Origin of the sequence: Serratia sp. CY81684, assembly GCF_052166595.1 — a bacterium.
In the GTDB taxonomy this organism is placed as follows: Bacteria; Pseudomonadota; Gammaproteobacteria; order Enterobacterales; family Enterobacteriaceae; genus Serratia; species Serratia nematodiphila.
The window spans coordinates 480,522-496,496 of sequence record NZ_JBJNOO010000004.1; the positions used below are offsets into that span (position 1 = coordinate 480,522).

The 15,975-nt window shown below is 59.3% G+C and carries 19 protein-coding genes; 11 read left to right on the forward strand and 8 right to left on the reverse strand.

Annotation, left to right across the window (positions count from 1 at the left end):
* Positions 1-159: 159 nt before the first annotated feature.
* Positions 160-1,287, reverse strand: a complete 1,128-nt coding sequence (gene zapE / locus ACJ8QF_RS17235) for a cell division protein ZapE (protein ID WP_275095205.1) — start codon at positions 1,285-1,287, stop codon at positions 160-162.
* A gap of 231 nt (positions 1,288-1,518) precedes the next feature.
* On the opposite strand from zapE, the gene zapG reads away from it, so the two are divergent.
* From zapG to degS, 3 genes are all read left to right on the forward strand, one after another.
* On the forward strand, positions 1,519-1,920 hold the full coding sequence (gene zapG / locus ACJ8QF_RS17240) for a Z-ring associated protein ZapG (protein ID WP_004937074.1): 402 nt from the start codon (positions 1,519-1,521) through the stop codon (positions 1,918-1,920).
* A gap of 180 nt (positions 1,921-2,100) precedes the next feature.
* Positions 2,101-3,471, forward strand: coding sequence for a serine endoprotease DegQ (degQ, locus tag ACJ8QF_RS17245; RefSeq protein WP_004937072.1), 1,371 nt, complete (start codon positions 2,101-2,103; stop codon positions 3,469-3,471).
* Positions 3,472-3,559: 88 nt separating this feature from the next.
* Positions 3,560-4,618 carry an outer membrane-stress sensor serine endopeptidase DegS gene (degS, locus tag ACJ8QF_RS17250; RefSeq protein WP_016930201.1) on the forward strand — a complete coding sequence of 353 codons (1,059 nt, stop codon included), beginning with the start codon at positions 3,560-3,562 and terminating at the stop codon, positions 4,616-4,618.
* A 71-nt stretch (positions 4,619-4,689) separates the two neighbouring features.
* On the opposite strand, the gene murA is transcribed toward degS, so the two are convergent.
* From murA to mlaF, 7 genes are all read right to left on the reverse strand, one after another.
* Positions 4,690-5,949, reverse strand: coding sequence for a UDP-N-acetylglucosamine 1-carboxyvinyltransferase (gene murA, locus ACJ8QF_RS17255; RefSeq protein ID WP_004937068.1), 1,260 nt, complete (start codon positions 5,947-5,949; stop codon positions 4,690-4,692).
* A gap of 55 nt (positions 5,950-6,004) precedes the next feature.
* The gene (gene ibaG / locus ACJ8QF_RS17260) at positions 6,005-6,259 is read right to left on the reverse strand and encodes a BolA family iron metabolism protein IbaG (protein ID WP_004937066.1); all 255 of its coding nucleotides are present in this window, start codon (positions 6,257-6,259) and stop codon (positions 6,005-6,007) included.
* Positions 6,260-6,399: 140 nt separating this feature from the next.
* Positions 6,400-6,702, reverse strand: a complete 303-nt coding sequence (gene mlaB, locus ACJ8QF_RS17265) for a lipid asymmetry maintenance protein MlaB (RefSeq protein ID WP_004937064.1) — start codon at positions 6,700-6,702, stop codon at positions 6,400-6,402.
* Positions 6,702-7,331: a phospholipid-binding protein MlaC gene (gene mlaC / locus ACJ8QF_RS17270; protein WP_004937063.1), complete on the reverse strand. Its 630-nt coding sequence runs from the start codon at positions 7,329-7,331 to the stop codon at positions 6,702-6,704. The genes mlaB and mlaC overlap by 1 nt, the downstream gene beginning before the upstream one ends.
* Before the next feature lie 14 nt (positions 7,332-7,345).
* Complete coding sequence (gene mlaD, locus ACJ8QF_RS17275; protein ID WP_004937061.1) at positions 7,346-7,894, reverse strand: outer membrane lipid asymmetry maintenance protein MlaD; 549 nt, start codon at positions 7,892-7,894, stop codon at positions 7,346-7,348.
* Positions 7,895-7,898: 4 nt separating this feature from the next.
* Positions 7,899-8,681: a lipid asymmetry maintenance ABC transporter permease subunit MlaE gene (gene mlaE / locus ACJ8QF_RS17280; RefSeq protein WP_004937059.1), complete on the reverse strand. Its 783-nt coding sequence runs from the start codon at positions 8,679-8,681 to the stop codon at positions 7,899-7,901.
* A gap of 4 nt (positions 8,682-8,685) precedes the next feature.
* Positions 8,686-9,501, reverse strand: coding sequence for a phospholipid ABC transporter ATP-binding protein MlaF (mlaF, locus tag ACJ8QF_RS17285; protein ID WP_004937055.1), 816 nt, complete (start codon positions 9,499-9,501; stop codon positions 8,686-8,688).
* A gap of 303 nt (positions 9,502-9,804) precedes the next feature.
* Between mlaF and ACJ8QF_RS17290 the strand changes: the two genes are divergently transcribed.
* Genes ACJ8QF_RS17290 through hpf form a run of 8 tightly spaced genes read left to right on the forward strand, consistent with a single transcriptional unit; the run spans position 9,805 to position 15,969 of the window.
* Entirely contained in the window at positions 9,805-10,782 is a 978-nt protein-coding gene (locus tag ACJ8QF_RS17290; protein WP_004937053.1) for a calcium/sodium antiporter, read from the forward strand.
* A 16-nt stretch (positions 10,783-10,798) separates the two neighbouring features.
* Positions 10,799-11,785, forward strand: a complete 987-nt coding sequence (kdsD, locus tag ACJ8QF_RS17295; RefSeq protein ID WP_004937051.1) for an arabinose-5-phosphate isomerase KdsD — start codon at positions 10,799-10,801, stop codon at positions 11,783-11,785.
* Positions 11,786-11,802: 17 nt separating this feature from the next.
* Positions 11,803-12,357 (forward strand): 3-deoxy-manno-octulosonate-8-phosphatase KdsC, encoded by a 555-nt coding sequence (gene kdsC / locus ACJ8QF_RS17300; protein WP_004937049.1) that lies wholly within the window; start codon positions 11,803-11,805, stop codon positions 12,355-12,357.
* Positions 12,354-12,932: an LPS export ABC transporter periplasmic protein LptC gene (gene lptC, locus ACJ8QF_RS17305; protein WP_004937047.1), complete on the forward strand. Its 579-nt coding sequence runs from the start codon at positions 12,354-12,356 to the stop codon at positions 12,930-12,932. The genes kdsC and lptC overlap by 4 nt, the downstream gene beginning before the upstream one ends.
* A complete protein-coding gene (lptA, locus tag ACJ8QF_RS17310; protein ID WP_004937045.1) occupies positions 12,901-13,440 on the forward strand; it encodes a lipopolysaccharide ABC transporter substrate-binding protein LptA in 540 nt (179 codons plus the stop codon). The genes lptC and lptA overlap by 32 nt, the downstream gene beginning before the upstream one ends.
* A 6-nt stretch (positions 13,441-13,446) precedes the next feature.
* A complete protein-coding gene (gene lptB / locus ACJ8QF_RS17315; RefSeq protein ID WP_004937040.1) occupies positions 13,447-14,172 on the forward strand; it encodes an LPS export ABC transporter ATP-binding protein in 726 nt (241 codons plus the stop codon).
* A 52-nt stretch (positions 14,173-14,224) separates the two neighbouring features.
* The gene (rpoN, locus tag ACJ8QF_RS17320; protein WP_004937039.1) at positions 14,225-15,658 is read left to right on the forward strand and encodes an RNA polymerase factor sigma-54; all 1,434 of its coding nucleotides are present in this window, start codon (positions 14,225-14,227) and stop codon (positions 15,656-15,658) included.
* A 23-nt stretch (positions 15,659-15,681) separates the two neighbouring features.
* Positions 15,682-15,969: a ribosome hibernation promoting factor gene (gene hpf / locus ACJ8QF_RS17325; RefSeq protein ID WP_004937038.1), complete on the forward strand. Its 288-nt coding sequence runs from the start codon at positions 15,682-15,684 to the stop codon at positions 15,967-15,969.
* The last annotated feature ends 6 nt before the right edge of the window (positions 15,970-15,975 follow it).

Sequence of the window (15,975 nt, forward strand, 5' to 3'; positions counted from 1 at the left end):
ATAGCCATTGCCGGCACTATAAAGTTTTTGGGAAAAAAAACTTTGTTGTAACGTGGGGTCGCAAGATTATAGAGAAGTCGCTCACAAAGATCGAACGGTTTTTGAATGGAAAATAAATTTATCGCCGGCGGCGGACAACCGGCGATAGGCCCGGCGGGCTCAGGGCAGATGCGGCAGCTTGAGGTACTCTTCGCTCTGCATTTCCTGCAGGCGCGACAGGCAGCGCTGGAATTCAAATTTCAGCTGCACCCCCTGATAGATCTCGAACATCGACGCTTCGGCGCCGATCACCAGCTTGATGTGACGCTCGTAGAATTCATCCACCAACGCCAGGAAACGGCGCGCGGTATTCTCTTTCAGCGGCCCCATCACCTGCACATTATACAGGATCACGCTGTGATACAGCCGCGACAGCGCGATGTAGTCCAGCTGGCTGCGCGCCTCTTCGCACAGCGTGTGGAAATCCACCGCCAGCACGCCGTCCACCGAACGGATCGCCTGCAGCGGCCGATGGTTGATCTGCAGCACCGGCGCGTCCTCCCCCGCCTTGCCCGCCAGCTTGACGAACATCCGATCCAGCGCCTCGCGCGTCTGGTCGCTCAGCGGCGTCAGGTAGAGGTGCGCCTGGGTCAGGGTGCGCAGACGATAGTCGATGCCGGCGTCGACGTTCATTACGTCGCAGTACTCGTTGATCAGATCGATGGCCGGCAGGAAACGCGCCCGCTGCAGGCCGTTGCGGTACAGATCGTCCGGCGGGATGTTCGAGGTGGCCACCAGCGTGATGCCGCGCGCGAACAGAGCCTGCAGCAGCGTGGCCAGCAGCATGGCGTCGGTGATGTCGGAGACGAAGAATTCGTCGAAGCACAATACGTCGGTCTCGGCCTTGAAGCCATCGGCGACGATTTCCAGCGGGTTTTCCCGCCCCTGCAACTCGGTCAGCTCTTCATGCACCCGCAGCATGAAGCGGTGGAAGTGCAGACGCATTTTGCGATCGCCCGGCAGGCTGTGGAAGAACATATCCATCAACCAGGTTTTGCCGCGCCCGACGCCGCCCCACATATACAGCCCCTGCACCGGGCGCTGCGGCGCCGTCTCGCCGCCCTTGCCCAGCAAGCGGCTGAGCTTGCCGCGCAGCCCGCCGGCCGGCGCGTTCGCCGCCGGCTTTTGCCGCAGAGCCTGATAAATGCGATCCAGTTGAGTGACGGCCCGGCGTTGAACCTCATCGGCCTGATATTCCCCCGCCTCCAGCGCCTGCTGGTAGCGAGATAACGGTGATAGTGCCTGCATCTGTTCGATGTTCCCTAAGAACGCTTAGAAATTATTTAGCCAACGTTGGCGGCAAGTTGATGCCGATTCGCACCGTTATCGCCACAAATGCCCGCTGCGGGCGCCGCTGAAAACCCTGTAAAAATTAGGTGGAAGCGCATCAGGATTCCACTCGGACAAGGTTAACGGTTATAGTGGATATTATTAAGTGAAAAATCCCTGCGGAACAACGAAGTCAAAATAGGAGTCATCATGACCTGGGAGTATGCGCTGATTGGTTTGGTCGTCGGTATCGTGATTGGTGCGGTGGCGATGCGTTTTGGCAACCGTAAATTGCGTCAACAACAAGTCTTGCAGAATGAGCTGGACAAGAGCAAAACCGAGCTGGAAGAGTACCGTCAGGAGCTGGTCGGCCACTTTGCCCGCAGCGCCGAGCTGCTGGACAACATGGCGCGCGATTATCGCCAGCTGTATCAGCACATGGCGAAAAGCTCCAACAACCTGCTGCCGGATCTGCCGATGCAGGAGAACCCGTTCCGCTATCGCCTGACCGAAGCGGAAGCGGACAACGATCAGGCGCCGGTGGAAATGCCGCGCGACTATTCGGAAGGGGCCTCCGGCCTGCTGCGCGGTCAAAGCGCACGCCGCGACTGATATTCCTTCTTCGCCCGCGGGGCCTCCCGCGGGTTTAATCCCGTTTGTGCCATATTGACCTTCCCTCGCATTACCTTTACTGAACTTTGCACGCAAATTCACGGTCTTACCCTTCACTATGACAAGGCGATTGCCTTATCATCAAATTTTCATCGGCAGGTATTGAGAGAGTTATCATCAATGAAGAAAAAGTCGTTAATTCTTAGTGCATTGGCAATGAGCCTCGGTCTGGCGCTCAGCGCCGCACCGGCGGCCAACGCGGCCCTGCCCGTCGCCGTGCAGGGGCAGCCGCTGCCGAGCCTGGCGCCGATGCTGGAAAAAGTCTTGCCCGCCGTCGTGAGCGTGCATGTCGCCGGCACCCAGGTGCAGCGTCAACAGTTGCCGGAAGAGTTCAGACGCTTCTTCGGCCCCAACTTCCCCGGCCAACAGCAGAGCTCCCGCCCGTTTGAAGGGCTGGGTTCCGGCGTGATCATCGACGCCGCCAAAGGCTACGTGCTAACCAACAACCACGTCATCAACAACGCCGATAAAATCCGCGTGCAGTTGAACGACGGCCGTGAGCTGGACGCCAAGCTGGTTGGCCGCGATGAACAGTCCGACATCGCCCTGCTGCAGCTCAGCGATACCAAAAACCTGACCGCCATCAAGATGGCCGATTCCGACCAGCTGCGCGTCGGCGACTTCGCCGTGGCGGTCGGCAACCCGTTCGGCCTGGGCCAAACCGCCACCTCCGGCATCATCTCAGCGCTGGGCCGTACCGGCCTGAATCTGGAAGGGCTGGAAAACTTCATTCAGACCGACGCCTCCATCAACCGCGGCAACTCCGGTGGCGCGCTGGTTAACCTGAACGGCGAACTGATCGGCATCAATACCGCCATTCTGGCGCCGAGCGGCGGCAACGTCGGCATCGGCTTCGCCATTCCGAGCAATATGGCGCAGAACCTGAGCCAGCAGCTGATCGAATTCGGCGAAGTCAAACGCGGCCTGCTTGGCATCAAGGGCAGTGAAATGACCCCGGACATGGCCAAAGCCTTCAACACCGACGCGCAGCGCGGCGCCTTCGTCAGCGAAGTGTTGCCGAAATCCGCCGCCGCCAAGGCCGGCATCAAAGCCGGGGATATTCTGGTTTCCGTCGACGGCAAACCGGTGAACAGCTTTGCCGAACTGCGCGCCAAGGTCGGCACCACTGCGCCGGGCAAAACCCTCAAGGTAGGCCTGCTGCGCGACGGTAAACCGCAGGAAGTCTCGGTCACGCTGGACAACAGCGAGAGCGCCTCGACCAACGCCGAAACGCTGTCGCCGGCGCTGCAGGGGGTATCCCTCAGCAACGGCGCGCTGCCGAGCGGCGACAAGGGCGTGAAGGTGGAGAACGTGGATAAAGGCTCGACGGCGGCGCAAATCGGCCTGCAAAAAGGCGACGTGATCATCGGCGTCAACCGCCAGCGCGTGGACAGTATCACCGCGCTGCGCAAGGTGCTGGAAGCCAAGCCACCGGTGATGGCGCTCAATATCGTGCGCGGTAACGAAACCATTTATCTGCTGCTGCGTTAATTTGTGCAAAAACCGGGCTCGGTGACATACTGCGCCCGGTTAACTCATGCTATCCTCCGAACATCGTTCACCACACCACGAAAACTCCATGTTTGCTAAGCTCTTGCGTTCTGTCGTTATCGGTCTCATCGTTGCCGGCCTGCTGTTGGCCGCCCTGCCCATGCTGCGCTCTTCCAACGGCCTGTTTGCAGAGAAAACCGAGAATACCAGCGACGAAACGCCGGTGAGCTACAACAAGGCGGTGCGCCGCGCCGCCCCTGCCGTGGTGAACATCTACAACCGCAACCTGAACGGCGCCGCCAACGTGCTGTCGCTCGGTTCCGGCGTGATCATGAACGAACGCGGCTATATCATCACCAACCGCCACGTGATCAAAGACGCTCAGCAGATCACCGTGGTGTTGCAGGATGGCCGCCGCTATGAAGCGCTGCTGGTCGGCTCCGACGGCCTGACCGACCTGGCGGTGCTGAAGATCGATCCCGGCAATTTACCGGTGATCCCGACCAATAAAAATCGCGTTGCCCACGTCGGCGACGTGGTGCTGGCGATCGGCAACCCCTATAACCTGGGGCAAACCGTGACTCAGGGCATCCTCAGCGCTACCGGGCGCATCAGTATGAGCACCACCGGCCGGCAGACGTTCCTGCAGACCGACGCCTCAATCAACCGCGGCAACTCCGGCGGCGCGCTGGTCAACTCGCTGGGCGAGCTGATCGGTATCAACACCCTGACCTATGACAAAATCACCGACGGCGAAACGCCGGAAGGACTGGGCTTTGCGATCCCGATCGAACTGGCCACCAAAATCATGGACAAGCTGATCCGCGACGGCCGCGTGATCCGTGGCTATTTCGGCATTCAGGGCAAGGAGATCATTCCGCTGCGCTCGTCCAATTCCGGCATCGATCGCCTGCAGGGCATCATCGTGACCGAAATTACGCCGAACGGCCCGGCGAGCAACGCCGGTTTCCAGATCAACGACATCATCATCAACGTGGATAACAAACCGGCGGTATCCGTGCTGGAAACCATGGACCAGGTGGCGGAGATCAGACCGGGCACCGAGATACCGGTTATCGTGCTGCGCGACGGCAAACGCATTACGTTGAAAATGACGGTGGGTGAATTCCCGGAAGACAGCAATTAAAAAAGGGCCGGCATTGATAGCCGGCCCTTTGCTATTCATCCTGCCGACGCAGCCGCGCCGGCGCTAATGACTTACTCGCCTTTCACGCGCTCGATGTTCGCACCCAGCGCACGTAGCTTGTCTTCAATACGCTCATAGCCGCGATCGATGTGATAGATGCGATCGACGACGGTCACGCCGTCGGCGATGCAGCCGGCGATCACCAGGCTGGCGGAAGCGCGCAGATCGGTCGCCATCACCTGAGCGCCGGACAGCTGTTCAACGCCATGACAGATCACGGTGTTGCTCTCGATCTCCGCATGCGCGCCCATGCGGATCAATTCCGGCACGTGCATGAAGCGGTTTTCGAAGATGGTTTCGGTGATAACGCCGGTGCCTTCCGCCACCAGGTTCAGCAGGCTGAACTGGGCCTGCATGTCGGTCGGGAAGCCCGGGTGCGGCGCGGTGCGCACGGTGACCGCTTTCGGGCGCTTGCCGTGCATGTCCAGGCTGATCCAGTCTTCGCCCACTTCGATATCGGCACCGGCTTCGCGCAGCTTGGCCAGCACCGCATCCAGCGTGTCCGGACGGGTGTTGCGGCACATCACTTTGCCGCCGGAAACCGCGGCGGCGATCAGGAAGGTGCCGGTCTCGATACGGTCGGGCAGCACGCGGTACACGCCGCCGCCCAGACGCTCGACGCCCTCGATGGTGATCTTGTCGCTGCCAGCACCGCTGATCTTCGCGCCCAGCGTGTTGAGGAAGTTGGCGGTATCGACAATTTCCGGCTCACGCGCGGCGTTTTCGATAACGGTGGTGCCGGTCGCCAGGGTCGCGGCGCTCATGATGGTCACGGTCGCGCCCACGCTCACCTTGTCCATGACGATGTGCGCGCCCTTCAGGCGGCCCTCGACGGACGCCTTGACGTAGCCTTCTTCCAGCTTGATCTCGGCACCCAACTGCTCCAGGCCGGTGATGTGCAGATCGACCGGACGCGCGCCAATCGCGCAGCCGCCCGGCAGGGAAACCTGACCGCGGCCGAAACGCGCCACCAGCGGCCCCAGCGCCCAAATGGAAGCGCGCATGGTTTTCACCAGATCGTAAGGGGCGCAAAACTCGTTCACGCCGCTGGCGTCCACGAAGACCGAACCGTTGCGCTCAATCTTGGTACCCAACTGGTTGAGTAGTTTAATGGTGGTGTCGATGTCCTTCAGCTTAGGGACATTCTGCAGCTCGACCGGCTCTTCCGCCAACAGGGCGGCGAACAGGATCGGCAGGGCGGCGTTTTTGGCCCCGGAAATAGACACTTCACCGCTCAGGCGGGTCCGACCCTGCACACGAAATTTATCCATCTGACTACTCTCTGTTATCTAATCTGAAGCTGCCCGCCCGGCAGGGCAAACAGCCTTAAAATCCGTTGAGTTTGCGGTCTCGCTGCCACTCTTCAGGGGTGTACGCCTTAATAGACAAGGCATGAATGCGGTTGTCCGCAATGTATTCCATCAGCGGTGCGTAAACCGTCTGCTGTTTTTTGACGCGGCTCATGCCGGCGAACAGTTCACCGACCACGATCGCCTGAAAATGGCTACCGTCGCCCGTCACATGTACTTCATCCAGTGCCAATGCCTGCATCAGCACGTCTTTAATCTCGTTGGTTTCCATAGTATCCAGTTCTGCCGCTAAAGGATCATAAACAGCCTAGTATCTTAGTGGAATACGATGTTTTCTTAAACTAAAGAAAAAGCCCCTGCATAACAGGGGCTTTGTATCGTTTTACCACGCAAGAGCGGCCTAAAACGCCGCTAACCGGCGGTATCGACAGGCATTATCGCCTGCAGGTTGTAGAGCGCGATCAGCGTTTTCAGGCGCTCGGTAGCGCCGAAAATTTTCAGCGCTACGCCGCGTTGGCGCTGCTCTTCCTGCAGATGCAGCAACAGCGCCAGCCCGGCGGAGTCCACGCGCTGCAGTTGCGCCACGTCGATCGCGGTTTTATCCGCCATCAGTGCGGCGCGCTGCCGCCACAGCGGCTGCAGCGTTTCCCGATCCAGTTCACCGCGCAGGATCAGCGTCTGCCGCTCTGATTCGAAGCTGAGCGCTGCCGACATCAGTTTTTCTTGTCCAGCGTGATAGGCTGCGCGGCGGCGGCCTGCAGCTGCTTGGTCAGGCCGTCGATGCCCTGAGTACGCAGCGTAGACGCCCACTCATTTTGCTTGGTGGTGATCATGCTGACGCCTTCGGCGATCATGTCATACGCCTGCCAGTAGCCGGTTTTGCTGTTCTTGCGCCATTGGAAATCCAGACGCACCGGCGGGCGGCCGCCGTTGTCGATGATGGTGACGCGAATAGCCACGATGTCGGCATTGCCCAGCGGCTGTTCAGGCGCGATCTGGTAAGTCTGGCCGTGATACATCGCCAGCGCCTGGCCGTAAGCCTGCTCCAGGTAAGCCTGGAAGGCGGTGAAGTAAGCTTCGCGCTGCGCAGGCGTTGCCTCTTTGTAGTAACGCCCCAGCACCAGCGCGCCGGCGTATTTCACCTGCACGAACGGCATCAGTTCCTGATGCACGATGGCACGCAGGTAGTTCGGGTCCTGCTTGATCTTCGGCTGTTCGTTCTTCAAACGGCTGAAAGTCTTCTGCGCCGCTTCTTGCATCATGCTGTAGGGATTGGTTTGGTCGGCTGCGCTCGCCAGCGGTGCAACCACCAGCAGAGCCACCATCAGTAAACGTTTAAACATGCAGGTATCCTCTCTTAATGATTTGGAACAGCGGGTTGCGGTGCGGCGCCGGCAGCCGGCTCAGCGGCCGCGTCTCCCGATTTGGCGCTGTCCTGACCGCCGCTTTTATACAGGAACTGGCCGATCAGGTCTTCCAGAACCATGGCTGATTTGGTGTCCTGAATGGTGCCGCCATCTTTCAGGATGGTGGTGCCCATATCAGGATCTTCAAAGCCCACGTTAAGCGCCAGATATTGCTCGCCCAGCAGGCCGGAGGTGCGGATCGCCAGCGAACTGGTATCCGGGATTTGGTCGTACTTTTTCTGGATATCCAGCGCCACGCGCGGCGTGTAGGTTTTCGAATCGAGTTCGATGTCCGCCACGCGGCCGATCACCACGCCGCCAATTTTCACCGGCGAACGCGGTTTCAGGCCGCCGATGTTGTCGAACGTCGCGTAAATGCGGTAGGTCGGCTCGCTGCCGATCGATTTAAGGTTCGCCACCTGCAGGCAGATAAACACGATGGCGCACAGCGCGATCAGCATAAATGCCCCAACCCAGATTTCACTCTTCTTCGTTTGCATCGAATCAATTCCCAAACATCAGTGCGGTCAGCACGAAATCCAATCCCAACACCGCCAGTGACGAATGCACCACGGTACGCGTCGTCGCCCGGCTAATCCCTTCAGAGGTAGGCACGGCGTCGTACCCATTGAAAATGGCAATCCAGGTTACGGTAATGGCGAATACCACGCTTTTGATCAGGCAGTTGAGCAGATCTTTTTTCCACTCCACGGCGCCCTGCATCGCCGACCAGAAGAAGCCGCTGTCGATGCCCTTCCAGTCCACGCCGACCACCGAACCGCCCCAAATGCCGATCGCCACGAAGATGATGGTCAGCAGCGGCATGCTGATAAGCCCGGCCCAGAAGCGCGGCGCCACGATGCGCCGCAGCGGATCGACCGCCATCATTTCCAGGCTGGAGATCTGCTCCGTCGCCTTCATCAGGCCGATTTCCGCCGTGAGTGCGGAACCGGCGCGGCCGGCAAACAGCAGCGCCGTGACCACCGGCCCCAGCTCACGCAGCAGCGACAGCGCCACCATCATGCCAAGGCTGGCCTCGGCGCTGTAGGTGGTGAGCACGATATAGCCCTGCAGGCCCAGCACCATGCCGATAAACAGCCCGGAGACCATGATGATCAGCAGCGACTGCACGCCGACGCTGTAGAGCTGTTTCAACAACAGCGGCCACTGCTTGCCGGGTTCCGGCCGGCCAATCAACGCGTTGAACAGCATCAACCCGGCGCGGCCGAAGCTGGCGCTGGTGTTGATGCCACTGCGCCCCAACGACGCTAACGCTCTTAATAACATGAGCTTATTTACTCCCTAAGCCTAGCAGTTCGGTCTGATAATCCCCGGCCGGATAGCGGAACGGCACCGGCCCATCCGCTATACCATCTAGGAACTGGCGCACGCGCGCATCAGGATTGTTCTGCAATTGCTGCGTGGTGCCTTCGGCGATCACCCGGTTGTCGGCCACGATGTAGGCGTAGTCGGCGATGCTCAGCACCTCCGGCACGTCGTGCGACACCACGATGCAGGTAATGCCCAGCGCATGGTTCAGCTCGTCGATCAGCTTGACCAGCACCCCCATGGTGATCGGATCCTGGCCAACGAAGGGTTCGTCGAACATGATCATCTCAGGGTCCAGCGCGATCGCGCGCGCCAACGCCGCCCGGCGCGCCATGCCGCCGGAAAGCTCATTGGGCATCAGCTGGGCCGCGCCGCGCAGCCCCACCGCTTCCAGCTTCATCAGCACCGTGCTGCGCAACAAAGGCTCCGGCAGGTTGCTGTGCTCGCGCAGCGGGTAGGCCACGTTTTCGAATACGGTCAAATCGGTAAACAGCGCGCCCGACTGGAACAGCATGCTCATCTTTTTGCGCGCGTCGTATAACTGACGGCGGGACAACGCGGGAATGTTGTCGCCGTCGAACCAAATCTCCCCGCTGTCCGGCGCCAGCTGGCCGCCGATCAGGCGCAGCAGCGTGGTTTTGCCGATGCCTGATGGCCCCATGATCGCCGTGACCTTACCGCGGGGCACCGTCAGGTTGATGTCTTCAAATATCCGTCGGTCGCCGCGCGAGAAGCTCATGTCGCGCACTTCGACCAAATTATCTGCCTTTTGGAGCATGTTAATGGACCCTTTACGACTCATCTTTTGCTGAATCTACCCGTGATGTTAAAGCAATGGGCGCAATCCGTCTCATCTTTACAAAAACTTACTGCCATTTCGCAACCAATGGTGCCATTGGTTTTACTTTTCCGCGCCACCCGGTCAAAATTGGCGCCATAACGAAAAAAAACGAAACTGTTCAACTATTAGCCGGGGAAAACCGTTGCTGCGGCTCAAACGCGCGCAACGGAGGGCAAGCAATACCGCCGCATTGACGGCTTTAACCAACGAACCGGGATAATACCCGACAAAGGACCCTGCATGTTTCTCGCGATAGCATTATTAATCGTTGGTTTATTTCTACTGGTGTACGGTGCAGACCGCTTAGTTTATGGTGCTGCCGTGATTTCCCGCTCGCTCGGCGTACCGCCGCTGATCATCGGCATGACCATCGTCGGCATCGGCACCTCGCTGCCTGAGCTGATCGTGTCTACCACCGCCGCGCTGAACGGGCAGATAGATATGGCCGTTGGCAACGTATTAGGTTCCAACATCACCAACATTTTATTGATTCTGGGCGTGGCGGCGCTGATTCACCCGCTGGCCGCGCGCTCTGAGATACTGCGGCGCGAACTGCCGCTGATGTTAGCGGTCACAGTATTATGCGGTTTCGTGTTGATGGACGGCACCCTAAGCAGGCTGGACGGCGTGCTGCTGCTGGCCGCCGCCGCCGGCTTCATCCTGCTGATGCTGAAAATCGCCCGGCTGGCGCAGCGCGAGGGCAGCGACAGCCTGACCATGGAGCAGATCGCCGAGCTGCCGCAGGACAGCAGCAATACCGTGGCGGTGCTGTGGCTGGTGCTGGCGTTTATCATTCTGCCGCTCTCTTCCAGAATGGTGGTCGATAACGCGACGGTGATCGCGCACTATTTCGGTCTGAGCGAACTGGTGGTCGGTTTGACCATTATCGCCATCGGTACCAGCCTGCCCGAACTGGCCACCTCCATCGCCGGGGCGCTCAAGGGCGAGGATGATATGGCGATTGGCAATATCATCGGATCCAATATTTTCAACACGGTGATCGTGCTGGGCGTACCCGCCCTGCTGTCGCCGGGCAGCGTAGACACCGCCGCCTTCCAGCGCGATTACTGGGTGATGCTGGCGGCCAGCGTGCTGCTGAGCGTGCTGTGCATCGGCCGCAAACATCGCATCGGCCACCTGGCGGGCGCGCTGTTATTATGCGGCTTTATTGCGTATCTTGCGGTGCTGTTCTTTAACCCTTTCAGTACTTTCGGCTAAACCGACGGGAATGAGTATGTCGAACATTGAGTTGCAACCGGGCTTCGATTTTCAACAGGCCGGCAAAGAAGTGCTTCAGATAGAGCGTGAAGGGCTGGCTCAGCTCGACAGCTACATCAACGCAGACTTCACCCGCGCCTGCGAAACCATCGCCGCCTGCGGCGGCAAAGTGGTGGTGATGGGCATGGGCAAATCCGGCCACATCGGCTGCAAGATCGCCGCCACCTTCGCCAGCACCGGCACGCCCTCATTCTTCGTTCATCCGGCGGAGGCCAGCCATGGCGATTTGGGCATGGTCACCCCGCAGGACATCGTGCTCGCCATCTCCAACTCCGGCGAGTCCAGCGAGATCCTGGCGCTGATCCCGGTGTTGAAACGCCAACAGATCACCCTCATCTGTATGACTAACAATCCGGAAAGCTCGATGGGTAAAGCGGCGGATATCCACCTGTGCATCAAGGTGCCGCAGGAAGCCTGCCCGCTGGGGCTGGCGCCGACCACCAGCACCACCGCCACGCTGGTGATGGGCGATGCGCTGGCCGTCGCGCTGCTGAAAGCGCGCGGTTTCACGCCGGAAGATTTCGCGCTGTCGCATCCGGGCGGCGCACTCGGCCGCAAACTGCTGCTGCGGGTTAGCGATATCATGCACAGCGGCGATGAAATCCCCCACGTCAGCGCCGACGCCTCGTTGCGCGACGCGCTGCTGGAAATCACCCGCAAAAATCTGGGCCTGACGGTGATCTGCGACGATCTGATGAAAATCGCCGGCATCTTTACCGATGGCGACCTGCGCCGGGTGTTCGACATGGGCATCAACCTGCACGAGGCGAAGATTGCCGATGTCATGACGCCGGGTGGCGTGCGGGTGCGCCCCAACATCCTGGCGGTCGATGCATTGAACCTGATGCAACAACGCCACATCACCGCGCTGCTGGTTGCCGATGGCGACCAGTTGCTGGGTGTGGTACATATGCATGACATGCTGCGCGCCGGCGTCGTTTAATTAAGGAATAGAACGGAATGGGTATGGTAGAAACCTGCTACGGGCCGGTAGAACAAGAGGTTATGGCGCGTGCCGGGAACATCCGCCTGTTGATTTGCGACGTTGACGGAGTGCTGTCGGACGGCCTGATCTTCATGGGCAACAACGGTGAAGAACTGAAGGCGTTCAACGTGCGCGACGGCTACGGCATCCGCTGCTTGAAAACCTCAGACATCGAGGTGGCGATCATCACCGGGCGCTCCGCCAGGCTGCTGGAGGACCGCGCGCAGACGCTCGGCATCACCCATCTGTATCAGGGGCAGTCCGATAAGCTTTTGGCCTTCCGCGAACTGTTGGATAAACTGTCGTTAACGGCGGATCAGGTCGCCTATATCGGCGATGACCTGATCGACTGGCCGGTGATGGCGCAGGTCGGCCTGGCGGTCGCGGTGGCGGATGCCCATCCGCTGCTGACGCCGCGCGCCCACTACGTCACCCGCATTGCCGGCGGCCGCGGCGCGGTGCGCGAACTGTGCGACATCATTCTTTTGGCTCAAAATAAGCTGGAGGACGCCAAAGGGCTGTCGATATGAGTAAAACCAAACTGTGGATCACCATCCTGTTGACGGTGATCGTTCTGGCGCTGATCGGCTGGAACATGACGGACTTCAGCGACGACACGGCCCCTGGCCCGGTCAACGATCAGGATCCGACCTACCAGAGCCAGCACACGGTCACCGTGGTGTACAACCCGGCCGGCAAGCTGAATTACAAACTGGTGGCGGAAGACGCGAAGTATTACACCGCCGGCGAGCTGAGCTGGTTCACCCAGCCGGTGATGACGCTGTTCGATGAGAATGCGGTGGCCACCTGGTCAGTTCGCGCCGATCGCGCCAAACTGACTAAAGACCGAATGCTGTATCTGTATGGTCACGTCGAGGTGAACAGCCTGACTACCACCTCGCAGCTGGAAAAAATTAAGACGGACAACGCTCAGGTAAACCTGGTCACCCAGGACGTCACCTCCGATGACGAAGTCACGCTTTACGGGACCAATTTTACCTCTAACGGCATGAAAATGCGTGGGAACCTGCGGACCAAAACCGCTGAGCTGATTGATAAGGTTAAGACCAACTATGAAATTCAGAACCAAAAACCAACTCCGTAACCTGTTGCTCGGCAGCTTAGTTTTGGCCGCCAGCGCCCCCGCTCTGGCGCTGAAATCCGACTCCAGCCAGCCGGTCAGCATCGACTCGCTCAAGCAGTCGTTGGACATGCAAAGCAACGTCAGCACCTTCACCGACAACGTGGTGATCAAACAGGGCACCATCGATATTCGCGCCGACAAGGTGGTGGTCACCCGCCCGGGCGGGGATCAGAATAAGACCTATATTGAAGCGTTCGGCAACCCGGTAACCTTCTACCAGATGCAGGACAGCGGCAAGCCGGTCAAAGGCCACGCGCAGAAAGTGCGTTACGACGTGGCGACCCAGCTGGTGACCCTGACGGGCAACGCCTATCTGGAGCAGCTCGACAGCAACGTGAAAGGCGATCGCATCACCTATCTGGTGCAACAGCAGCAAATGCAGGCGTTTAGCGATAAAGGCAAACGCGTGACAACGGTTCTGGTACCGTCGCAGTTGCAAGACAAAAACGAGCAAAAAAAGAGTAACTAATCACTTATGGCAACACTCATCGCAGAAAACCTGGCGAAAGCCTACAAGGGCCGTAAAGTTGTCGAAGACGTCAGCCTGAAAGTGAAATCCGGCGAGATCGTCGGCCTGCTCGGCCCGAACGGTGCAGGTAAAACCACCACCTTCTACATGGTGGTCGGCATCGTGCCGCGCGACGCAGGGCGCATCGTGATCGACGAAGAAGACATCAGCCTGCTGCCGCTGCACGCCCGCGCGCGCCGCGGTATTGGTTACCTGCCGCAGGAAGCGTCGATCTTCCGCCGCCTGAGCGTGTACGACAACCTGATGGCGGTGCTGGAGATCCGTCCCGACCTCACCAGCGAACAGCGCGAAGACCGTGCCAAGGAGCTGATGGAAGAGTTCCATATCTCCCATCTGCGCGACAGCCTCGGCCAGGCGCTGTCCGGCGGTGAACGCCGCCGCGTCGAAATCGCCCGCGCGCTGGCGGCCAACCCGAAATTCATTCTGCTGGACGAACCCTTCGCCGGGGTGGATCCGATTTCCGTTATCGACATCAAAAAAATCATCGAGCACCTGCGTGACAGCGGCCTGGGCGTGCTGATCACCGACCACAACGTGCGCGAGACGCTGGACGTATGTGAACGCGCCTACATCGTCAGCCAGGGCAAACTGATTGCCCACGGCACGCCGGATGCTATTCTGGCCGACGAGCAGGTTAAACGCGTTTATCTGGGCGAAGAGTTCCGCCTCTAAGCGCCGGCGCGCCCTGCGGGGCGACACCGTTAACGGAAGTAGACAGAAAACTATGAAGCAAGGTTTGCAACTCAGGCTCAGTCAACAGCTGGCCATGACTCCTCAGCTCCAGCAGGCGATCCGCCTGCTGCAGTTGTCCACGCTTGAGCTTCAGCAAGAGATCCAGCTGGCGCTGGAGAGCAATCCGCTGCTTGAACAGACCGATCTGCACGACGAAATCGACGCCAAAGAAACCCAGGAGACCGAGGGGCTCGATACCCGCGAGGCGCTGGAACAGAAAGACATGCCGGAAGAGCTGCCGCTGGACGCCACCTGGGATGAGATCTACACCGCCGGCACGCCGTCCGGCACCGGCACCGACTACAGCGACGACGAGCTGCCGGTCTATCAGGGCGAGACCACCCAAACGCTGCAGGATTACCTGATGTGGCAGGTGGATCTGACGCCGTTTTCCGATACCGACGCCGCCATCGCCACCTCCATCGTCGACGCGGTGGACGACACCGGCTATCTCACCGTGCCGCTGGAAGACATTCTGGAAAGCCTGGGCGACGAGAACGTGACCCTCGAGGAAGTCGAGGCGGTGCTGAAGCGCGTGCAGCGTTTCGATCCGATCGGCGTCGCCGCGCGCGATCTGCGCGATTGCCTGCTGGTGCAGCTCTCCCAATACGCCAAAGATACCCCTTACCTGGCCGAAGCGCGGCTGATCATCAGCGAGCATCTGGATCTGCTGGCCAACCACGACTTTCGCAGCCTGATGCGATCAACCCGGCTAAAAGAAGATACACTGAAAGAAGCGATGCTGTTGATTCAGTCGCTCGATCCGCGCCCGGGGCAGTCGATCAATACCGGCGAATCGGAATACGTGATTCCGGACGTGCTGGTGCGCAAGACGCAGAACAAATGGACGGTCGAGCTCAACGGCGACAGCGTGCCGCGTTTGAAGATCAATCAGCAATACGCCGCGCTGGGCAACAGCGCCCGCAGCGAAGCCGACGGCCAGTTCATCCGCAGCAATCTGCAGGAAGCCAAGTGGCTGATTAAAAGCCTGGAGAGCCGCAATGAGACGCTGCTGAAAGTCACCCGCTGCATCGTCGATCAACAGCAGGCGTTCTTCGAGCAAGGCGAAGAGTTTATGAAACCCATGGTGCTGGCGGATATCGCCCAGGCCGTGGAGATGCATGAATCGACGATCTCGCGCGTCACCACGCAGAAGTTTCTGCACAGCCCGCGCGGCATTTTCGAATTGAAATATTTCTTCTCCAGCCACGTGAATACCGACAGCGGCGGCGAAGCCTCCTCGACGGCGATCCGCGCGTTGGTGAAGAAATTGATTGCGGCGGAAAACCCCGCCAAACCACTCAGCGACAGCAAGCTGGCCACCCTGCTCGCCGATCAGGGGATCATCGTGGCGCGGCGCACCGTCGCCAAGTACCGAGAGTCTTTGTCCATCCCGCCGTCGAACCAGCGTAAACAGTTGGTTTGACCTCTATTGAGAAGGAAGACACTATGCAGCTCAACATTACCGGACACCACATCGAAATCACCGATCCGTTGCGCGAGTTCGTGAACAACAAGTTCGCCAAACTCGAACAGTATTTTGATCGCATCAATCAGGTGTATGTTGTATTAAGTGTGGAAAAAGTGCAGCAAATTGCGGAAGCAACGGTGCACGTGAATGGAGGCGAGTTGCACGCCACCTCGGAAGACGAGAATATGTATGCCGCAATTGATACGCTGATCGACAAATTGGCACGTCAATTGAACAAACATAAAGACAAATTGAAGCAACACTGACACCCT

Bases quoted from the DNA above. Each gene is read 5' to 3' on its own strand.
- zapE (WP_275095205.1), bottom strand. From the start codon at position 1,287: ATGCAGGCACTATCACCGTTATCTCGCTACCAGCAGGCGCTGGAGGCG.
- zapG (WP_004937074.1), top strand. From the start codon at position 1,519: ATGACCTGGGAGTATGCGCTGATTGGTTTGGTCGTCGGTATCGTGATT.
- degQ (WP_004937072.1), top strand. From the start codon at position 2,101: ATGAAGAAAAAGTCGTTAATTCTTAGTGCATTGGCAATGAGCCTCGGT.
- degS (WP_016930201.1), top strand. From the start codon at position 3,560: ATGTTTGCTAAGCTCTTGCGTTCTGTCGTTATCGGTCTCATCGTTGCC.
- murA (WP_004937068.1), bottom strand. From the start codon at position 5,949: ATGGATAAATTTCGTGTGCAGGGTCGGACCCGCCTGAGCGGTGAAGTG.
- ibaG (WP_004937066.1), bottom strand. From the start codon at position 6,259: ATGGAAACCAACGAGATTAAAGACGTGCTGATGCAGGCATTGGCACTG.
- mlaB (WP_004937064.1), bottom strand. From the start codon at position 6,702: ATGTCGGCAGCGCTCAGCTTCGAATCAGAGCGGCAGACGCTGATCCTG.
- mlaC (WP_004937063.1), bottom strand. From the start codon at position 7,331: ATGTTTAAACGTTTACTGATGGTGGCTCTGCTGGTGGTTGCACCGCTG.
- mlaD (WP_004937061.1), bottom strand. From the start codon at position 7,894: ATGCAAACGAAGAAGAGTGAAATCTGGGTTGGGGCATTTATGCTGATC.
- mlaE (WP_004937059.1), bottom strand. From the start codon at position 8,681: ATGTTATTAAGAGCGTTAGCGTCGTTGGGGCGCAGTGGCATCAACACC.
- mlaF (WP_004937055.1), bottom strand. From the start codon at position 9,501: ATGCTCCAAAAGGCAGATAATTTGGTCGAAGTGCGCGACATGAGCTTC.
- ACJ8QF_RS17290 (WP_004937053.1), top strand. From the start codon at position 9,805: ATGTTTCTCGCGATAGCATTATTAATCGTTGGTTTATTTCTACTGGTG.
- kdsD (WP_004937051.1), top strand. From the start codon at position 10,799: ATGTCGAACATTGAGTTGCAACCGGGCTTCGATTTTCAACAGGCCGGC.
- kdsC (WP_004937049.1), top strand. From the start codon at position 11,803: ATGGGTATGGTAGAAACCTGCTACGGGCCGGTAGAACAAGAGGTTATG.
- lptC (WP_004937047.1), top strand. From the start codon at position 12,354: ATGAGTAAAACCAAACTGTGGATCACCATCCTGTTGACGGTGATCGTT.
- lptA (WP_004937045.1), top strand. From the start codon at position 12,901: ATGAAATTCAGAACCAAAAACCAACTCCGTAACCTGTTGCTCGGCAGC.
- lptB (WP_004937040.1), top strand. From the start codon at position 13,447: ATGGCAACACTCATCGCAGAAAACCTGGCGAAAGCCTACAAGGGCCGT.
- rpoN (WP_004937039.1), top strand. From the start codon at position 14,225: ATGAAGCAAGGTTTGCAACTCAGGCTCAGTCAACAGCTGGCCATGACT.
- hpf (WP_004937038.1), top strand. From the start codon at position 15,682: ATGCAGCTCAACATTACCGGACACCACATCGAAATCACCGATCCGTTG.